Origin of the sequence: Desulfomonile tiedjei DSM 6799 (genome assembly GCF_000266945.1) — a bacterium.
GTDB lineage: Bacteria > Desulfobacterota > Desulfomonilia > Desulfomonilales > Desulfomonilaceae > Desulfomonile > Desulfomonile tiedjei.
Genome location: NC_018025.1, coordinates 1,711,415 through 1,730,126, shown reverse-complemented (window position 1 = coordinate 1,730,126; position 18,712 = coordinate 1,711,415). Strand labels below are relative to the sequence as shown.

The window sequence follows — 18,712 nt, the reverse complement described above, 5'->3', positions numbered from 1 at the left end:
ATATCTCTGCAAACCGGGGCCGTCCCGATTCACAACAGTATAGCTCGAATACTGCACAAATACCCTGTCTTCATGCAGTAAATTCAGCCACAGTTCAATTGTACTCCAGAATTTCGACCAGCAGGTAAAGGAAAAGTATCTTCCCGGTGAAAAGCCTGTTTGAACCCGAGATATTCAGGTCGCCGGATTGGGATTGGAGCAGCTTGCATCTGCAAGAAAAGCTATCGATAGTCTATACCGATTCTCGAAGGTAATCACGGATTGTGAAGAGCAGCTCCCAGCAATTGGTAGCACCGGCCTCCGTGCCGGTGAACAATTCACCGAACAAATCAACCAGTTATCGCCGGCAGGACGCCGGCGCTACTGATTCTTCCCATTGCAGCATTGGATTCCGTCAAGACTTTCAACAACCGCTATAGAGCGATTTGCCAAGAGTTTTTGACGTTTGTCCCACTCTCCAATATGAGAAAGTGGTAGAGACCGGCGTCTCTGCCGGTCTATTTCATTGATATCATGAATCATATTAAGGATGTACCGGCACGGAGGCCGGCACCCACCAATACCCCCACCCTCTATCGGACCTTAATCCTGACAATTGCCAGATTTCCTTTCAATCAGGCCAAGAATTGTTTAGCGCATGGAAGCTGTAATCCTTCCCAGCACATGACTCAGCGTTGCAGCATCGTACGGTTTCGTGAGCACATCGACAAAACCGTGGTTCTCGTAATCGGACATGATCGGGTCGTTTGAATATCCACTGGATACCACCGCTTTGACAGTAGGATCGATGCGGCGAAGATGTTGAATTGCCTCTTTTCCGCCCATCCCTCCCGGCACGGTCAAATCCATGACGACAACGTCGAATCTATCGTCCAGGAGTGCTGCATGGTATTCCTTGAGGCATTCATTGCCATCTCGAACCGTCACAACCTGGTACCCGATTTCGGATAGAATAGCCTCAGCCAGAGTCCTTATGCCTTCATCATCGTCCATGATGAGCACTCTTCCGCTGCCTTTCACCAGATGGTTCTTCTCCGATGGGTCTTTTCGAGGCTCCACCTGACTGGTGGGTATGTAACAGAAGAATGTCGAGCCTAATCCAACCCTCGAATTGACGCCAATGTACCCTCTGTGCTTCTTCATGACGGAATAAGCTGTGGCAAGCCCCAAACCGGTGCCGCTTTCTTTTGTCGTGAAATAGGGATCGAATATTTTGGACAGGTTTTCAGGATGGATTCCGTTTCCACTATCAGAAATGGATATTCGGACGTATTTTCCTTCCGCTAAAGGAAGCTCGCTCCCCATACCAATTTCGACATTAGACGCACTTACCCGGATCGTGCCTCCCTGGGGCATTGCTTGCGCTGCATTAATCATCAAATTATTGATGACCTGATTCATCTGGCTCTGATCCACTTGAATCGGCCAGATATCGTCGGGAATGTTGAGCTCACAGCAAACATTGGAGCCGCGAAGTGCGAAGCTGGTGTAATCCTTAAGGAGATCCGACACACTGCACGCGGTGGTGAGTGGTTCACCGCCTTTGGAAAAGGTGAGCAACTGAGTTGACAACGCTTGTGCTTTTCTGACTGCGTTGAGCGCCAATTCATGTTTTTTGCGAACATCTTCCGGATCGTTAATATGCATCTGTGCCAGGCTGATATTACCCAGTATACCTGTCAACAAATTATTGAAATCATGCGCAATTCCACCTGCCAATATACCGAGAGACTCCAGTTTTTGCGCCTTGAGCATCTCGTCTTCCTGGTGTTTCTTTTCCGTAATGTCCCTCTTCAGCCACCACAGCCCCATGAGGTGCTCATCGTTTACATTGGCGATCCATGTGTTTTCGAAGTGTCGCACACCTTGAGGACCTCCCCGCAAACGAGTCTCAAAAGCCTTATGACTGAATCCGTGGGCGATCCACTTCTCAAAAAATTCTTTCGCCTTGCCTCGAGAGGGCACGAGTTTTTCGAGACTCAGTCCCATGAGATCCGTAATGCGTGGAAGCTTATACGTCCGGGCAAAACTATCGTTACCGTCCATCAGCTTTGCCGTCATAATGTGTTCGAGTAATTGTTCTCCGGAGCTTTTGTATGAAATTGGTGCGTCGATAGTAAATTCTGCTATGCCTACAGGAAACATCTGGACAAGTTTCTTGTACTTCTGAACAGATAACAATTTCTTCTGCGCGCTTAAATTCTCTATCTGGACGAGAACGAATTGATTCTTGCTAAATCGAATGCATCGAAAATGCATGCGACACCACAGGTTGAACTTTCCGATTTTGAATCTTCCCTCTCCCAACTGCGGTTTTTTCCCGCAAAATACCTTCTGCAACGTGGATTCTATGCGATTGGCTTCCGAGAAAAGAGGAAACAGGGACACAAATGATTGCCGATTGCCCACCTGAGCTCGGATCATCTTTTGAAAAGCACCGTTGGCGAGCAATATAGAATATTTCTCATCCACGAGCACTGAGGGAACTGCCATTTCTTGAAGAAGCCTCTTGAGAATACTCAGTCTTAGAGTATTGAGATCGAAATCATCAAGAGACTTGACGTCGGTAGCGAGCAGACAATCCAGATCTATAGTTGATGTTTCCACTGAGTAATTCGAAATGTGAAGGAGATTCCCCGCCATATTTTCGCATGCGGAATTTGCTGTATCGATGTCGCTCATTGTTGTCTCCTGTAATATCGTATCAATGCGTACTAATTGTTGCCGCTATGAGAATTATCCCAATTGCTTCTACAAAATTATATAACTACAAAATATCACAATAATATGTCTGAGCACTCATTGCGGATTTAATTCCGTGACATCGGTAATATCGAAATAATCGAATCCTTCAGTCAAGAATTCATCATTCTCCTCACAGAAGACTTTGGTCAATGCAGCGGTAAACCGAATGAGATCTCTCATCACCGCTGGAGCAATATGCACTATTCTGAAATTCGCCAACATACCGGAAATAACCCACTCGCATTTGACATCGAAAGACAATTGCCTGCTTCGAAGAGATGCACATCGCAAGAAGACCGATTTCGTCTCGCCCTTTCGGGTAAACATGCCTTCAACGCAGATCTGATTGCCGCGTAGATATTGCACTTCTCCGGTCAATTTAGGATTATCGACCTCACAAATCTCAAAACGTTCCACAGGGAATCGCGTTTGAAGCGGATTGTCATCCGATTGTGGACGGGCAAATTCAAGAAATGCTATCTCTTCCGGTTCGAGAAACTTTGAGATAATAAGAGAGTTCAGGACCCACTTGAGTTCGACCAAGGTCAAATTGTAACGTTCCATAAGGTCTGGTTCAAGCATCCCCTTGCGTATATCTTCCGCAAGCTCGTTCACCCTCAGTTGCCTTCCCGAATGATTATTTATCAGACCTGCTTTCTCAAGTTGCATATACAGACTCTTGAGGCCCGAGGACGAAAGTTTGTACTTTTCCCTCAGGAAATCAGGGCTGTAACCAGCCTGAATATCTTTCAGCACCTCTCTAGCACTGACTTGTTTCTGTTTTGTCACTGCTGGAAATTCCGGCACCTGCAGATCGACCATTACTTCCTGCAACTGCCTGTACAGGCTTTTTAGCCCCACATACGATAAATTGTACTTCCCCATGATTTCGGCATTACTCATCCCTTTGCGGAGATCGGTCAAGGCCTCCAACGCATCAATTTTCTTTGCTCTCATAACATACCCCGAGGATTTCATATTACAGCGCAATTAATGTATTCTTCTTTACTGAAAACCGGATTTATCGTTGAGGACTTTCTCTCCCCCATAACACAATTATAGTAAGCAACAATTCAATCTTGCTCAATGTGTGCAACGAACACTACAGTGCCCCCTCAAGTTCTCTTATGGTATAATGCTGTGCAGGTATCTGTCAAGGACAAGTTCTTTTGGACTCGCTTGGATTATGAGCTATCAACGCGCCTATGATGCGATTATAGTCGGGTCCGAACGTGCGGATTTCTGGCAGCAGAACGTGCGCTTGCAGAGTCGTTCTGATGAGATTTCGCAGTGAACGAGAGACATTTTTGCAAACAATGATGTTCCAGCTCACGATCTTTTCGTGGTATCTTCTGTGTTCCAGCCCGGACACATAAGAAAAAACGTGATCTCATCCAAGATGACTAATCTTCTAGCAACGTGAAGGATCGACCATGGAAAAAATTTGGCTGCAATCATACGCTCCAGGAATACCGCATGAAATAATCGTTGAGGATATAACTCTTCAGGATGCATTCAGCAAAACTGTTTCCAGATTCCCTGAAAATCCCGCGCTCATATTTCAAGGAAGGGTGATAACCTATCGCAAGCTCGACGAGATGGTTGCTCTATGCGCGGGGGCTCTGGCGGCACTGGGAGTAAAACCGGGAGATAGGGTTGCGCTGGTTCTCCCGAATCTCATCCAGACAGTAGTGGCTTCTTTTGCCACATTTCGGTTGGGTGCAGTCGTTGTCCCCAATAATCCCCTGTACACGGATCGAGAGCTGGAACATCAGTTGAGCGATTCGGGAGCCGAAGTAGTGTTCTGTTTTGACGTCTTGGTTCCCCGATTGATCAAGTTGCGAGACCGTACTGCAGTCAAGAAGATTATTTCCTGCCACATACGCGATTACCTGCCCTTCCCGCTGAACCTGCTCTTCCCCTGGGTCAAGAGAGGTATGCATCTGAAGACGCCAAAGGCAAAGGATGTGTACGATTTCATGGATTTGATGAAATCCGGCACACCCTGGACCAAAAGGTATCCGTCGGCCATGGAAGACACGGCAGTCATCATTTATACCGGTGGAACGACTGGTGTATCCAAAGGTGTGGATCTTAGCCACACGAATCTTTCGGCTAATTGTCAGCAGATGCGAGCCTGGTGTCCCGATTTCTTTGATGGAAAAGAAGTCATTCTGGGGTGTTTGCCGTTTTTCCACCTGTATGGGCTTACTGTGGTCATGAATCTGGCCGTATTTTATGGGTGGTGTAACGTCCTGATTCCCAAGCCGGAAGCCAAAGCGATTCTCGATGCGGTTGACAAGTATGGCGTCACGCTTATTCCCGGAGTTCCCACGCTCTTTAACGCAATGATAAACTTCCCCGATATCAAGAAGTATTCGCTCAAGTCCATAAAAGGCTGTTTCTCTGCGGCTGCACCTCTTGCAGTGGAGACAATTCGAGGATTCAGGAATCTCACGGGTATACTGATCTCGGAAGCATACGGCATGACCGAAACCGGCCCCTGTACCCATGCTATTCCCCTGGGTGGAAAAGAAAAGCCCGGCTGCATAGGTCTCCCATTACCGAGCACTGAAGCAAAGCTCGTAGACATAGACGACTATTCGAGAGAGATCACTGCCTTTAACGAACCCGGAGAGCTGTGCGTGAAAGGTCCGCAAGTGATGAAAGGCTACTTGAACAACCCCAAAGAGACCAAAGCTGTGCTCAAGGAGGGTTGGCTGCTTACAGGTGACATAGCGGTAATGGACGAAGAAGGCTACTTCACGATCGTAGATCGAAAGAAAGACATGATTATCTCTGGAGGATTCAATATCTACCCCAGAGAAATCGACGAAGTGCTGTATACCCATCCCAAAATCCTGGAAGCATGCGCAGTGGGCGTGTCAGATAGCTACTCCGGAGAAAGAGTGAAGGCATTCGTAGTGCTGAAACCCGGAGAAACTGCTACCGATAAAGAGATAATCGAGTTCTGCAGACAAAAAATGACCCGGTACAAGGTTCCCAAAGAAATCGAGTTCGTAAGCGACTTGCCAAAAAGCGCTGTAGGAAAAATACTCCGAAAAGAACTCCGCCGCCAGGATTCAGCTCATGCAATCACCCAATCAAAGCAGTAAGATTTGGGGAACCTTCTTCGTGAAGAAGGTTCCCCAAGCCCCTCCAAGAAGCTTTCAACACTTTTCTGAATTTACATTTCCCGGTGGGAAATGAAAATTCAGAAAAATATTGGAAGTTCTTGCGAAGGGGTTCGGGGAAACACTTCTTACAAGAAGGGTTTCCCCGATATTACTTCTTTCATTGGAGGATTACATGACGCTTAAAGTTGGAGACAAAGCGCCTGCGTTCAAGTTGCAGGATCAGGATGGGAGGGCCGTGAGTCTTGCCGATTACAAGGGCAAGAAGTTGTTATTATATTTTTATCCCAAGGCGGACACCTCGGGTTGCACGAAGCAGGCATGCAGCATCCGGGATGCGGAGCCTGACTTGAGTCAGGCGGGTATTGCCGCTGTGGGTATCAGCCCGGACAAGCCGGACAAGCAGAAGAAGTTCGATACCAAGTATGGCCTGGGTTTTCCGCTCCTGTCTGATGAGGACAATGCCGTCGCCAAGAAGTACGGCGTTTGGGGTGAGAAAAAGATGTACGGCAAGACGTACGAAGGGATTATCAGATCGTCTTTCCTTATCGATGAAGCAGGTAAGATCGTGCACGCGTGGTACAAGGTGAGCCCGGCAGATACTGTGCCGAATGTGAAGAAGGCGCTGGGATAATTACAAATTAGCTTTATTGCTGCCGATGAAATTCGCGCGGCGGAGTACGAAAAATCGCCAATCAGCAGCCCCCATCACTGACTCTGAAATCTCTGCGGATCGTTCACCGATTCATCGAGGACACTTTTCTTGTAGTGCGGATCAAGAAGGCTGAGATGTCCGCAGTCGAGCTGGAGCGCTTCTTGCGGTCCAATGGAGCGAATGAAGAAGAAATCCGTGAGGTGCTGACCGACTACAGGAGAGTGAAGTCGAGCACGTAGGTTTGAGCGCTGTCAACGGCGTAGCTACTCTTTCAGGTGATTGCTTCGCTTCGCTCGCAATGACATCATCTGAAAGCAATGCTGAATAGACAATTCCGATGCTAGGTAGAAGTATCCTTCGAAACGCCGGGACGCATGCCTGACGAAATGATTCGGGTAATCTTGGATCGGCATTCTGACCCCTACCAGGACTGTTTCTATCATTTCACCATGAGCGCAGGTCCGTATATTCCTGTGAAGAATGTTTTCGAAGTATTCCAAAGCTTTTAGCATGCGTGAGGAGATCGGTTTTTCTGCCGAAAAACCGATCTCCTCACGAGTGTTGAAAGTTTTTGGAAGGGTTTGGGGAACCTTTTTTCAAAAAGGTTCCCCAAAATCCCCCCTCACCGGATAACTCTGGTCAGGATTTTGCCTAACAGAGGCTGTACGATGCGAACTGCCCGATGGGAGCACAGTTCGTGGCAGCAGAAGCAGGAGATGCATTTGTCGCGGTTTATCTCCATTTTGCCGTGAATCTCTCGTATTGCTGCGGGCGGGCAATGGTTCGCGCAGATGCCGCATCTTTCGCAAATCGAGGCGTCTATTTCCGGAACCGTGACCATGTGCTTCTGCAGGAATCTCCTGAGAGGATTTCGGTCGGACATATTCCAGGTGACGGTTGCAGATTCGGGCATCTTGAAATTATTCAGGGGAAATCCCCGCAGTTCGTCTCCAACCACAGTTATTTGTTCAGGGTCGGACGTTCCCGCGCCAAGAGCATTTCCGATAACACAGGTCCTCAACATTGTCGAATCGTGCCCTATGAGCTTGCAGATAACCGAATCCAGAGCAACTGCGTCGGTTGCAGCTCCGACAATTCCCAGGTGACGCGGGGTGCCGCTATTCGGACCGTTACCTTCCATAGCAAGAATGCCATCAATGATAGTCAAGGCCGGCTTCACTTTCTCATAGATCTGGACCAGCACAGTGGCAAAGGTGTCGACGTCCGTTCCCGCCCTGAGATGCCATGATGCTTTATCGGTTCCCACCAGCGTACCGAACAGATTCTTTACTCCAAGGGTCAACACCATCTGCGTGTGAGTCTTTAACTTGGGGAGATTGATAACGCAATCATACTCAAATACTTCCTGTGCGAGATCGATCTTCCGAAACAGCCGATCGTCGGTAAATTCCACGGAGATTTTCTGCCGGAACGGTGCGACTTTGACGGGAAGCCTCTGCAGGAGCGCATCATATCCGCTCTTGGAAAGCACTCGCGACAGGTTTCCCAGCGGAGGACTGTCTCCAATGGACACAGAAGCGCCGACATCAAGAACCGCGGCGGCCACTGCTTCAACGAGCGCGGGATGCGTCACGATAGCTTCATCCGGAGTGGCCGATTTCAGGAGATTTGGCTTTAGCAGCACTCTATCGCCGGGTTTTACAAAAGAAGAGATTCCTCCCAAATCGTTCAGAAGCGTCTCGACAACGTTATTCAACGATTCGGGCTCATAATTCTTGCAGGTTCTTAAGGAAACGAAAGTTTTCATGAGTGCTTTGTAGCATAGTACAGCGCCCGCGCGTCAATACTGCAAATTTAGTCTTGACCGGATGCGTTTTTTCGCTATAGTGATACTATGATCTGGAGTCTCTCGGGACCCGGAATCACCGGTAAACGCTTAACTATAAACCGCCTGGATCTTTTTGACCGGGACGGAAGGACGAAATCGAATAAGACAAAGATACGCCTTCCATCTTGGGAGGCTTTTTTATTTAGTGAAAATGGAAACCCTACAGACAACGACCGGTATGAAAGAATGGTCGCGTAACCATTTGCGCCAGGGACGGACCATCGGCTTTGTCCCCACCATGGGTTATCTGCATGAAGGACATCTCAGTCTCATGCGACGAGCGCGCACTGAGAACGACCTGTTGGTCGCGAGCATCTTCGTGAATCCCACTCAATTCGGACAAAACGAAGACCTGGACAGTTATCCGAGATCGCCCGAATCGGATGCGGCAAAATGCGCCGATATCGGCGTAGATGCGCTGTTTACGCCAACACCCAGAGAAATGTACGGCCCTGATTTTCAGACCTATGTGGACGTGGAGCGTGTCTCAGGGCCTTTATGCGGAGCGTCGAGACCCGGCCATTTCAGAGGGGTTGCGACGGTTGTAACCAAACTCTTTAATATCGTGGGCGCTACGGCTGCATACTTCGGCCAAAAAGACTATCAGCAGCTTCAAGTCATTACCACAATGGTGCGTGACCTGAATATGGATGTTCGAATAGTGCCATGCCCCACCCTGCGGGAATCGGACGGCCTCGCGATGAGTTCGAGGAATTCGTACCTTTCCCCGGAAGAGCGAAAACAGGCAGTGTGTCTCTATCAGGCATTGAACGCTGCCGATGCTCTTTTTGGAAGGGGTGAGGGAAACCCGCAGGCTTATCTCTCAATAATGCGTGATCGTGTGGAGCAAGAGCCTTCCGCGCAGATCGACTACATCGAGCTTGTCGATCCTCGTACGTTGGAAAATCTCGACCATGTCGACAGGTCGGGTGCTCTGGCAATCCTCGCGGTGCGTATAGGCAAGACTCGTTTGATTGACAACATGCTCCTTGGAGGAGTTTAACCAGAACTGAAAGGATCCGGCATAGTCGCTTATACCCATTCGCAATCAAAGAGGTAATATCGGGGAAACACTTCTTACAAGAAGGGTTCCCCAGATTTTACTGCTTTGAAAGCGCATTGGTAGTATGCGTCTGTGCCGGATCCGAGTCCCTTGGAGGAAGGGAAAATGATGCGGACTATGCTCAAATCGAAAATCCACCGTGCAACGGTCACGGGGGCTTGCATCGATTATGAAGGAAGTGTCACCGTAGATAGCAACCTGCTTGAAGCAGCGGATATATACGAATACGAACAAGTGCATATCTATAACGTGTCAAATGGTGAACGATTCATAACCTACGCCATTCCGGGTACCGCCGGTGGAGGCGAAATTTGCCTGAACGGAGCGGCAGCTCGAAAAGTATCCGTGAATGATATCGTGATTATCTGTTCGTACGCTCAAATGGACGCTCACGAGAGTAAAGGGCATAAGAGCCGCAATATTTATGTGGATGCAAAGAACCATATCAAGTATTGAAAGTTTCTTGGAGGGGCTTGGGGAACCTTCTTTCCAAAGAAGGTTCCCCAAATCTCATCCTCAGTAGCGGGCTGGTACGAGTAATTCTTTTGGCTCGCTCTGTTTTGAGAAGACTCTGAATCCACTTCCCTGCTTGAGCCAGATTCTGCCGATAGTGTGTCCGCCGTCCCGGCTGATATCCAGTGGGGTTTCCTTATCAGACAGTTTGGAAGCGTCGATACCAGCGGAACCTTTCTGATCCCATCTTATGGTTTTGCCCCGCATTGTGATAAAAAGAGGGGTTTTGTCAGCGATATTCGTCTTAATGTCTTCTATGGTGACGACCTGATGAGCCGGTAGTTCCAGGGTATCGCCCGGATATATAACGAAACTTCCCGAATTCACGACTTTCAAGACCATGTACTCGGTTTGAGGCTCACCCACTGCAATATAGCTTTCGGCAATTACTCTGCTACCTATTTTCGCCTGGAGAGGAAATATCGTGGATTTTCCGCGTACTGTTCCGTACTTATCCTGGAGGTCCGTGGAAGTGTTCACCCTGTGGCCTCTGTCGTCTGTGGGATAGGGTGAAGATTCTGCCTGAAATCCCCGCAAATCTACTCTGATCGACTTTTCCTCATCCGACGGAAGATTGGTTTGTGGTTCCAGAAGGACTATGGAATCCCCTCGGATCAGCGGAAACTCCTCCCCCGGTTCTATCTGAAACGTCCGATCGTTTACCCGAATAGAAAAATGCTTTACTCGAGGCTCAAAGTGTATGCCTGCCACAGAGTTGGGTCTGCCAGGCATTATTTCCACAGGAATATTGCCGATGACGAATCGGTCTTTCTTGATCTGTATGTCGGTGTTCTTTGTGATCTGGATATCGCGGTTCACGTCGTTGAGTTTGCCCGCGGCGTTTTTTACTTTCGCAGTTAATCCGCGAGAATAATTTGCCTCTATGTGCACGATTCTAATTATGTCTCCCTCATGCACCTTCAGCACATCGTTTCCGCTTACCACTATAGGAGCTCTGCCGTTGATCGAGACAATGAGATATTTGAGTTGCGGATTCTCGAGATATATCCTGGGGGCATCGGGAATTATCCCGAATTCATGGAGAAATGCGTTTACCACCATGGTCTGATAACGAACCCGGAGACTGAAGTCCTTCACACTCTTGGATGTTTCAATCGCGAAGGCCGGAATTCCGACCTGGGTAAGAGCGTGGAATGTTGCCGACAGCCGCTGTTCTTTGTGTTTAGTGTCATCGCTCAAGGTTCGGTGGTTGTTGAACCGGAACACATGCTCCGCTGACGATATTTGCGGATTCACTTTTTCCAGCACGCGACCGACGATCTTCTCCATCTGGATGATTTTGCCATCCGGGCGCTTGTGATCGGAAGCATCAGCAATGATCGACTGGCCGAAACGAAACGGGTTTCGCTCGGACGATTCCCATTTCGGAGCATAGAATCCCGAGCCGTCGTGCAGGTTTAGGAAGAAATCGCTTTTCTTCATGAGCTCTTTTATGATTTCGACAACCCGGGCGTCACGATCCGACGAATCGCTTACTCCTGCGAATTTGCGATTCATGTCACCCGCTACGCCCCGGCTGTTTTCTACGATGGAAAGAAAATTAGCCCTTGGGACCACAATCATTTTTCCCTGTTTGAGGGAAATATCCGCATAAAGGTCTGCAGCGAGGTATCCGCCGGGCTCGTCACCCTGAATGCCGCCCAATAGCAGAAGGGTGGGACCGGGCAGGCTGCCGGTAATGGTGTAGACATCCAGTTCAGCATCAGTTCCCTTGAAATATACCCGGTGATTCGTCTCGGCAATGCAAGCGCCCGCACAAATAAGCTGCATGCATACGAGAAGAATCAGCACAATGCGCCCAAACGCATCGATCGAATGCGAATTCCGAGGTGAGCCGGAACTCGTCTTTGATACGGGGAAAATCTGCACTGGTTGCATACGCATTCGCTTCTATTTAATCAGCTTGTTTGCACTTGATACGATTGACGCCAAAAACCGATACCCCCGATTTGAGGATACCGGTTTCATGAATCTGAAGCTTCAAGCAATGAACAGGGAGGCAATCTCTGTGTTATACCGTCACAGAGCCCTACGTCTTTCTGCAGTTCGGGGTCTGGTCTCGTGGGAAGAAACGGTGCCCCTGTGTGACGCTGACTTCAACTCTTTGCGATCGAACCCGCGCTGAAAAAGTATTCTGCCGTTCTCGCCATAAAGGAGAATGGATACCCGTGACAAACTTGCGCCTGCACGAATGTCTTCGTACGGGAGTTCGACTTTCGAATTGCGCTTGAACGCGATACTCTCGCCATCGCGAAAATCGACAGGAAGGTCTTCCTCACCGAGCCTTGCCTTTTTCGGATAGGCATAAATCTTGTTCTCACCCCGTCGATCTGTCATTTCCACGAAAACGAACAGATATCCGGAAAACATGATATCAGGCTGATCCTTGATCAATCGGAAGGATAGCGTTCCGGATTGAGCAGTCTGAGATAATGCCGTTACATTTTGCGCATCAAAGTTCATGATCATCGGCGTTGTCGGTCCACGTTCGAATGAACTTTTCGGCTCGGATTTCATGGATTCAGCGACTCGTGAAGGCCCCGGTCTGGGTTGGACACCTGTGTCAACCTCATCCTGCTCTTCTTCTCCAACATTTTCCGAGGGTGTCTTTAGAGCAGCGTTGAACGTTGTGAGCGGGTTCGAATCCCGCGAATCTTCGGTCTTGGGGTCCTGCGTTTTCACCGGCGTAGTATCAGCCCCAAGCTTGGATGCCGCAGCGAGGGTTGGTGCCTCTTGAGACTCCTTCAGCTTTTTCTCTTGGATTGCAAGAGCGAGCTCTTTTTTCTGCAGTTCCTCTTCCAGAGACTTCACTTTAAGGGAAAGCGCTTCCAACTGAGCATTTCCGGGATTTTTCGAAATTCCGATACTCCAGGATAATGCACCCGCGGATACGACAATAATACCTGCAAGGAGAGCAGCGCAGAGACCGAACCGGAGCGGAGTCAGTTCAAATTCACTGGAGGTGCCGGTCTCATGAATCAGCACCAGTGTGTATCTGGCTTTAGTTCGAGGTTTTGGAACCGGAATCGGAGGCAGATTCCGATAGGGCGGTCCATCCTTCTGAGACGATCCGGAGCTTTTTATCTTTGTCGTCAGCCAGGACCATGTTTTTCCAACCTTTATCACGGTAACTGTCTCCCTGGAAGGTCTGGACGAATTTTACATGAGTTCGTCCGTTCTCCTTCCTGATTTCCACCCGATCGATTTCCACTCGGATGGTCTTATACTTACGGAAAAAACTTTTCTTCGATTTGAGCAATCCGGCGTAATCCATTCCAGTCTGCTCGAATTCGGGATGATACATTTTCATGTATCTGTCAAGGTTCTTTTGCTCCCAGGCTGATTTCCATTTGTTCAAGAATTCTTGAACGACGTTTTCATTCTGTTGCAGCCGAGCTGAGGAACTGCCGTCACCGGCAGCCTTGGATTCAGACCACTTGGTTTCCGGTTTCGATACCACAGCAACGGGTCCTCTCGTTGCGGCAGTCAAACCTGCGCTGATGGTTCCCTCCGTATGAAGCTGGGCTATGGGCTCGGTCGGTCCTTCATTGACGATCACGCGCTTCGCCATGGTTATGTTTGCAGTTTCCGCGATGGGGGCAGAGCTTTCCCGTTGAACCATCAACCGTGGAACACATCCCGGCCCCCCGACCCTGGCGTTGGTTTCCGTTTCGGGAACCGCAAAGTCCTTCACATTCTTACCGGCAATTCTGTCCAGTACAACTCCTCGCGAAGGAGCAGAGGGTCGTGGAGTCTCTAATTCACCTTGCTGGTCTTGCAGTGGCTCGTCCGTGGACACAAGACGAATTCTGAAATCCGATTTTTCCGAGGAAGCGACAGTGGGGGCATCCACACCGATTCTGGCAAGCAAAGGGGCCACCGGAAAAGGATCGTCAACAGGTTGGTGATAGTCCTCGGTGTATATGCTGAATCGGTCACCCGTGGGGACAATGTAGAGCACCTTGATCCCCGTGCTCCGGAAACCGTCGGAACTGTAGGACTGGGTAAAAATGGAGGTAATAATACCATCCTGACGATAAAGGTATATGTTCCCCAGCTTCACTTTTATCTTTGAATAACGGCTGTTCAGCTTCCGCTTCTTTTCTTTCCATCCTTTATGATCCAGCCATGCGCTTTGGAAATTGGGTGAGTAATGCGCCATGTATTCGTCCAGATCCTTGGACTCCCAGGACTTTCTCCACGACTCAATGAAGCTTCGAAGCTGCCTTTCCTGATGAATAATTGTGGTTCGGGGAGCCATAACGAGTTGGTTCACCACGATCAAGGGTGTGCTTTGCAGCCTTACAAAACGCGACACCTTTGCCAGATCCTGATTCTCAAGAGCTACACATCCGTTGGAATCCGGCTTTTCGGCAAGGGGCTTATCCCGTCCGTGGAGCCAGATGCCGTCACCGTTCTTACCTCTGCGGCGATCGACAAAATTGGGGTAATCTGTTGTAAAAGCCCAAAAACCGTATTTCGAGGGGAGTGCCCGACCGTCGATCACCGAACAGAAAAAATAAACTCCCTCGGGAGTCCTCATGTCTCCTCGGACCCATTTGTCTCCCTCGTTTTCACCAGTGGAACAGCGGTAAGACTCGAGCAACAGAGGCTCTCCGTCTTTTATCTGCCATACCCCAAGACGTTGCTGCGATTTGTCCACAATAAGGACATGAAACGTGCCTTCCACCATCCAGTTCATGAGAGCGGCGGGATAGAGGGGTTCTGCGCCACAGACACCGGTCCAGAGACAAGCGACAACGAGAACCACAAGGGGGATATTCTTTTTGGCCTGCATAAGCGAACCCCGCGTTCGGGAATTCTTTAGTTTAGGAGCCAACATAGGCATCCCTTTTATATGCTGTTGACCGAAAAGTCAAGATTTTACTTTAATTTTTCAGCACAACTTAGCTGAATTATTTTGAAAATACTCTTCCAAATATTGCATCCACCCACCGCAGCGCGTGATCCACATCAAATGCCGACTCGATCTCAGACGGAGTCAGATACTCCAAGAGCTCAGTATCTTTCAGGAGCTCCTCCATAAAGGGTGTCTTCTCCTCCCAAGCTCGCATGGCATTACGCTGCACCATCGCGTACGCAGCTTCTCTGGTGAGCCCTTTGTCCACCAATCTGATCAGGATTGCCTCTGAAAAAATGAGCCCTCGCCCGAGATTAAGATTCTCCAGCATCCTTTCCTTGTACACTACCATATTCCGTACGACCGATGTCAGACGGTGAATCATGAAGTCTGCAAGTATGGTCGAATCGGGTGCGATCACTCGTTCTACCGAGGAATGCGAGATGTCACGTTCGTGCCACAGAGGAACGTTTTCCATCGCTGCCAAAGCATTCCCGCGGATGATCCTGGCAAGGCCGCTCAGATTTTCCGTAAGAACAGGATTGCGTTTGTGAGGCATAGCAGAAGAACCTTTTTGTCCTTTATGGAAGAATTCTTCCACCTCGGCCACTTCAGTGCGCTGAAGGTGCCTTATTTCGACAGCTATCTTCTCCATGCTCGATGCCATAAGCGCCAATGCAGCAAAATACTCCCCGTGGCGGTCACGCTGAATTACCTGGTTGGATACTGCAGCAGGTTTCAGTCCCAGCCGTGACAGTATTTCCGTCTCCATCTGGGGATCCAGGTGAGCGAATGTTCCGACTGCTCCGGATATCTTTCCCACGGAAATGGATTCCACCGCCCTATCCCACCGATGCAGATGTCTTTCCATTTCGCTGTAGAACAAAGCGAGCTTAAGGCCGAACGTGATCGGTTCCGCGTGAATTCCGTGGGATCTTCCCACCATGGGAGTGTGCCGGTGTTCCTCAGCTCTTGCTTTAAGCGCTTCCAGCAGATCGACCAGACCTTTGCGAATAAGGAGACCCGCCTCTTTCAGGAGCAAAGAAAACGCCGTGTCCACTACGTCGTACGAGGTTAGACCTCTATGGATGAAGCGACTGTCTTCGCCCACATATTCGGCAACATTCGTCGTAAATGCGATAACATCGTGACGGGTAATCTTCTCTATTTCGTCAATACGTTCGGGGTTGAAATCAGCCTTACTCTTGATACGTGTCAGACTGTCCTGAGGAATCAAACCGCGTTCTGCCCAGGCCTCGCACACTGCAATTTCAATGTCCAGCCACTTTTGATAACGGTTTCTGGGTTGCCAAATCGTGCCCATTTCGGGCCGTGTATATCTCGGAATCACTACAACGTCCTTTCAGCTAGGATCATGCATATCTCGCACATCCCGGTGACGGCTTTCCGGCTTTTCGCCCCGGTGAATAGCAAGGCTTGTAAAGGTAATGACCTCCAAAAGAGCAAACAGAAGAAAAGAAACAACAACATACTCCGCAGATAGGAGCGCTTCACCATATCATGCTGAATCCGGACATGCAAACAGAGAATTGCATCCGAGTACGCGGAAAATTGACCATATGCTCATATTCTTATCCTTTAGTTTTCTTGAGATTCGGCCCCCCGGAATCCGCAAATTCCCATGATTGCTTGAGGTATGTGAGAGTGCCCGCGGGCATTCTCGAGCTCATTGACCTGCAACGAGATGGATTTGCTTACATAAAACCTTAATGTTCCGAAATCCTGATCCGGGCGGCTGCTTTGATGGGTAATTTTGCCTCCAATATTGAGAACATGTGTGAATCTGAAGCTTTCTTGCAACCTGCAGATTTTTTTTGAAACCTGGAGGGTATCCGGACATCTAAAGAAACAAGGAAGTGTTTCTTAGTCGTGTTCTTGCAGGAGGATTGCTATGGCAACGTCTGTCAAAGCTGAACAAATCATTCGTGAAATGGAGCGTATTACTCCGTACATGTATGAGGGACTGTACGGCAGTTTCCTGAGAAATTATATGGAAAGCGATAAGTCAAAATGGACTCGAGATCTGTCCAGATATTTGAGTGATGCAAATCAGGATTGGGCCGATGTAAGCCCCGAAATAGCGGGGTTGTTGTGGGATCGTTTTGAAAAAAGGATTTCGTGCTAGATGATAATCTGGTTTTCCTACCTGACGACTGTCCGGAAGCTTGGCCTCTCTTAATTGACTCGGCCTGTTCAGGCACGTACATCAAACTGGAAAGTAAGAAAGACCTTGGTGGATTCGGTGAGGCCATTGCTCAAAAAGCAAGACCTCACCCGCAGGGATATTTGCTATATAGCAAGTTTATAAAATAGCGTCCGATTGCGAAAAGCACTGCTCGACAATTGGTGGGTGCCGTGCCTCCGTGCCGGCACGTTTTATAAATACAAATCAACCAGTTCGGGCCGGCAGGGACGCCGGCCCCTACCGTCATTTCAAAGGACAAAGTGGTCAAAAAGGTCAGAAATTATGTCAACTGCTATAATGCCAATTTACATTCAAAATCCCCCAATTCCCCCCGTTACAAAGGTGGGTTAGGGGATTTTCGTCTAACTCTGAAAGCAAAGTGTCACAAATCAGCGCACACAGGATTTGGGGAGTCCGCTAATAGCCGGACTCCCCGATTTTTCTCATCTGATTGCGGAATCGAATTTATTCCGAAACGGGCGGGACGTAGTTCGGTACGACAGGAAGGGTCCTGTTCCGTCCTACAGATTTGGACCACGCTATGGCAACAGTCCGGTACCCGAGATGGGCAAATTTTGAAAACGGCAGGTACAGGAGCAATGCCAACACGAACATCAGGTGAATGACATACAGCGTGTACGTGGGCGCAATAAAACCCAACCACCGTGACAATTCAGTCAAAAGACCTGTCGAACCTGCTCCAAAGATGGTGAACAGGAAGAACCAGTCAAAATAGGAGCTGTTTCCAGCCTGTTCAGGGTTGGTCAAACGGCGAATCAGCATGATGCCAAGTCCCAGGACAAATGCTATTGCACTTGCATTACCCAGGATTTTGATCGGCACAGTTCCCGGCCCGTTTTGGGACGGCGGCTTGAGTCCGAGAATGTCATAGTTGAAAGCCACAATAGCGGTAGTCACGAACAGTCCGATCATACCCCAAAAAGCCAGCATATGGGCTGCGTACCGGATATTGTTGGCTTCGCATTCCTTGAATGTCGAATGCGGCAGAATCTCCTGGAGCGACTCGATAAGGCTTGGAACAAATCCTTTACCAGGTCCTCTTATTCCTATGGGATTACCAGATTCCAACTGGTTCCAGTAGCTTTTTAAGCTCATCACGAGCGAGACCACACCGAACAGCAAAGCGAGAGTAAAAATCACCTGGAGAAGCGGCAGATAGATGAATCCGTCCCTCGTTGCAGGGTCAATACTGTGGCTCGAATAGTGTATCGGACCTGAGGGAAAACTCCATCCGCTCACGTACACGATGAAGAGGACAGCAACAATGGGAATTCCTGCAGCCAATATAAACATCGCCGGAGTGCCTACCAGGTTGCCCAGGAATGAAGGCCAGGAGTTCTCCTGGATGTTCATTTTGCGCACGGCCTTCAGGACTTCTCCCGGATTGGCACCTCTGGGACATTCGGTCGAGCAGTCGTTGCACTGGTGGCACAGCCAGACGTCAGGGTCGTTGAGAAGACGATCTTTCAAACCCCATTGGGCCCAAATCATCTCCTTGCGAGGAAAGGGCCCGTTGTCAGGGGCTATCTTGCATGCCACCGAGCACGTGGCACATTGATAACACTTCTTCAGATCATCCGCGCCGGCGGCTATGAGGTCTTTGGTAAACTGGAGATCAGGTTCGGCAACTGTCACATTTGCCAT

13 protein-coding genes are annotated in these 18,712 nt (G+C 49.1%); 5 read left to right on the top strand and 8 right to left on the bottom strand.

The genetic code is table 11. The features are described from left to right. Window positions 1-630: 630 nt before the first annotated feature. Window positions 631-2,682: a hybrid sensor histidine kinase/response regulator gene (locus tag DESTI_RS28555; RefSeq protein ID WP_014809319.1), complete on the bottom strand. Its 2,052-nt coding sequence runs from the start codon at window positions 2,680-2,682 to the stop codon at window positions 631-633. A 117-nt stretch (window positions 2,683-2,799) separates the two neighbouring features. After that, a complete protein-coding gene (locus DESTI_RS07290; RefSeq protein WP_157212116.1) occupies window positions 2,800-3,702 on the bottom strand; it encodes a hypothetical protein in 903 nt (300 codons plus the stop codon). 476 nt (window positions 3,703-4,178) lie between these two features. Here DESTI_RS07290 and DESTI_RS07280 point away from each other — a divergent pair, with 476 nt between their 5' ends. Beyond that, window positions 4,179-5,861: a long-chain-fatty-acid--CoA ligase gene (locus DESTI_RS07280; RefSeq protein ID WP_014809317.1), complete on the top strand. Its 1,683-nt coding sequence runs from the start codon at window positions 4,179-4,181 to the stop codon at window positions 5,859-5,861. 193 nt (window positions 5,862-6,054) lie between these two features. Then, complete coding sequence (gene bcp, locus DESTI_RS07275) at window positions 6,055-6,513, top strand: thioredoxin-dependent thiol peroxidase (RefSeq protein WP_014809316.1); 459 nt, start codon at window positions 6,055-6,057, stop codon at window positions 6,511-6,513. A 643-nt stretch (window positions 6,514-7,156) separates the two neighbouring features. Here the strand turns inward: bcp and DESTI_RS07270 are convergent. Continuing rightward, a complete protein-coding gene (locus DESTI_RS07270; protein WP_014809315.1) occupies window positions 7,157-8,302 on the bottom strand; it encodes a DUF362 domain-containing protein in 1,146 nt (381 codons plus the stop codon). A 232-nt stretch (window positions 8,303-8,534) separates the two neighbouring features. Between DESTI_RS07270 and panC the strand changes: the two genes are divergently transcribed. Both panC and panD read left to right on the top strand, forming a co-directional pair. Beyond that, on the top strand, window positions 8,535-9,386 hold the full coding sequence (panC, locus tag DESTI_RS07265) for a pantoate--beta-alanine ligase (protein WP_041286034.1): 852 nt from the start codon (window positions 8,535-8,537) through the stop codon (window positions 9,384-9,386). Between the two features lie 165 nt (window positions 9,387-9,551). Then, the gene (panD, locus tag DESTI_RS07260) at window positions 9,552-9,902 is read left to right on the top strand and encodes an aspartate 1-decarboxylase (RefSeq protein WP_014809313.1); all 351 of its coding nucleotides are present in this window, start codon (window positions 9,552-9,554) and stop codon (window positions 9,900-9,902) included. A 60-nt stretch (window positions 9,903-9,962) separates the two neighbouring features. Here panD and DESTI_RS28550 read toward each other — a convergent pair whose 3' ends face one another. The 4 genes from DESTI_RS28550 to purB form a co-directional block, all read right to left on the bottom strand. Continuing rightward, window positions 9,963-11,858, bottom strand: a complete 1,896-nt coding sequence (locus tag DESTI_RS28550; protein ID WP_014809312.1) for a M99 family carboxypeptidase catalytic domain-containing protein — start codon at window positions 11,856-11,858, stop codon at window positions 9,963-9,965. Between the two features lie 141 nt (window positions 11,859-11,999). Beyond that, complete coding sequence (locus DESTI_RS07250; RefSeq protein WP_014809311.1) at window positions 12,000-12,965, bottom strand: hypothetical protein; 966 nt, start codon at window positions 12,963-12,965, stop codon at window positions 12,000-12,002. Window positions 12,966-12,981: 16 nt separating this feature from the next. Then, window positions 12,982-14,778: a L,D-transpeptidase family protein gene (locus tag DESTI_RS07245; protein ID WP_041286033.1), complete on the bottom strand. Its 1,797-nt coding sequence runs from the start codon at window positions 14,776-14,778 to the stop codon at window positions 12,982-12,984. 118 nt (window positions 14,779-14,896) lie between these two features. After that, window positions 14,897-16,192 (bottom strand): adenylosuccinate lyase, encoded by a 1,296-nt coding sequence (gene purB, locus DESTI_RS07240; protein WP_014809309.1) that lies wholly within the window; start codon window positions 16,190-16,192, stop codon window positions 14,897-14,899. A gap of 561 nt (window positions 16,193-16,753) precedes the next feature. On the opposite strand from purB, the gene DESTI_RS07230 reads away from it, so the two are divergent. Continuing rightward, a complete protein-coding gene (locus DESTI_RS07230) occupies window positions 16,754-16,987 on the top strand; it encodes a hypothetical protein (RefSeq protein ID WP_014809307.1) in 234 nt (77 codons plus the stop codon). Window positions 16,988-17,512: 525 nt separating this feature from the next. On the opposite strand, the gene qmoC is transcribed toward DESTI_RS07230, so the two are convergent. After that, window positions 17,513-18,712: a quinone-interacting membrane-bound oxidoreductase complex subunit QmoC gene (gene qmoC / locus DESTI_RS07220; RefSeq protein ID WP_014809306.1), complete on the bottom strand. Its 1,200-nt coding sequence runs from the start codon at window positions 18,710-18,712 to the stop codon at window positions 17,513-17,515.

Excerpts from the sequence above, each read along its gene's own strand:
- DESTI_RS07290 (WP_157212116.1), bottom strand. The coding sequence starts at position 3,702 with ATGAGAGCAAAGAAAATTGATGCGTTGGAGGCCTTGACCGATCTCCGC.
- DESTI_RS07270 (WP_014809315.1), bottom strand. The coding sequence starts at position 8,302 with ATGAAAACTTTCGTTTCCTTAAGAACCTGCAAGAATTATGAGCCCGAA.
- DESTI_RS07245 (WP_041286033.1), bottom strand. The coding sequence starts at position 14,778 with ATGCAGGCCAAAAAGAATATCCCCCTTGTGGTTCTCGTTGTCGCTTGT.
- panD (WP_014809313.1), top strand. The coding sequence starts at position 9,552 with ATGATGCGGACTATGCTCAAATCGAAAATCCACCGTGCAACGGTCACG.
- qmoC (WP_014809306.1), bottom strand. The coding sequence starts at position 18,712 with ATGGCAAATGTGACAGTTGCCGAACCTGATCTCCAGTTTACCAAAGAC.
- panC (WP_041286034.1), top strand. The coding sequence starts at position 8,535 with ATGGAAACCCTACAGACAACGACCGGTATGAAAGAATGGTCGCGTAAC.
- DESTI_RS28555 (WP_014809319.1), bottom strand. The coding sequence starts at position 2,682 with ATGAGCGACATCGATACAGCAAATTCCGCATGCGAAAATATGGCGGGG.
- DESTI_RS28550 (WP_014809312.1), bottom strand. The coding sequence starts at position 11,858 with ATGCAACCAGTGCAGATTTTCCCCGTATCAAAGACGAGTTCCGGCTCA.
- DESTI_RS07280 (WP_014809317.1), top strand. The coding sequence starts at position 4,179 with ATGGAAAAAATTTGGCTGCAATCATACGCTCCAGGAATACCGCATGAA.
- bcp (WP_014809316.1), top strand. The coding sequence starts at position 6,055 with ATGACGCTTAAAGTTGGAGACAAAGCGCCTGCGTTCAAGTTGCAGGAT.
- DESTI_RS07230 (WP_014809307.1), top strand. The coding sequence starts at position 16,754 with ATGGCAACGTCTGTCAAAGCTGAACAAATCATTCGTGAAATGGAGCGT.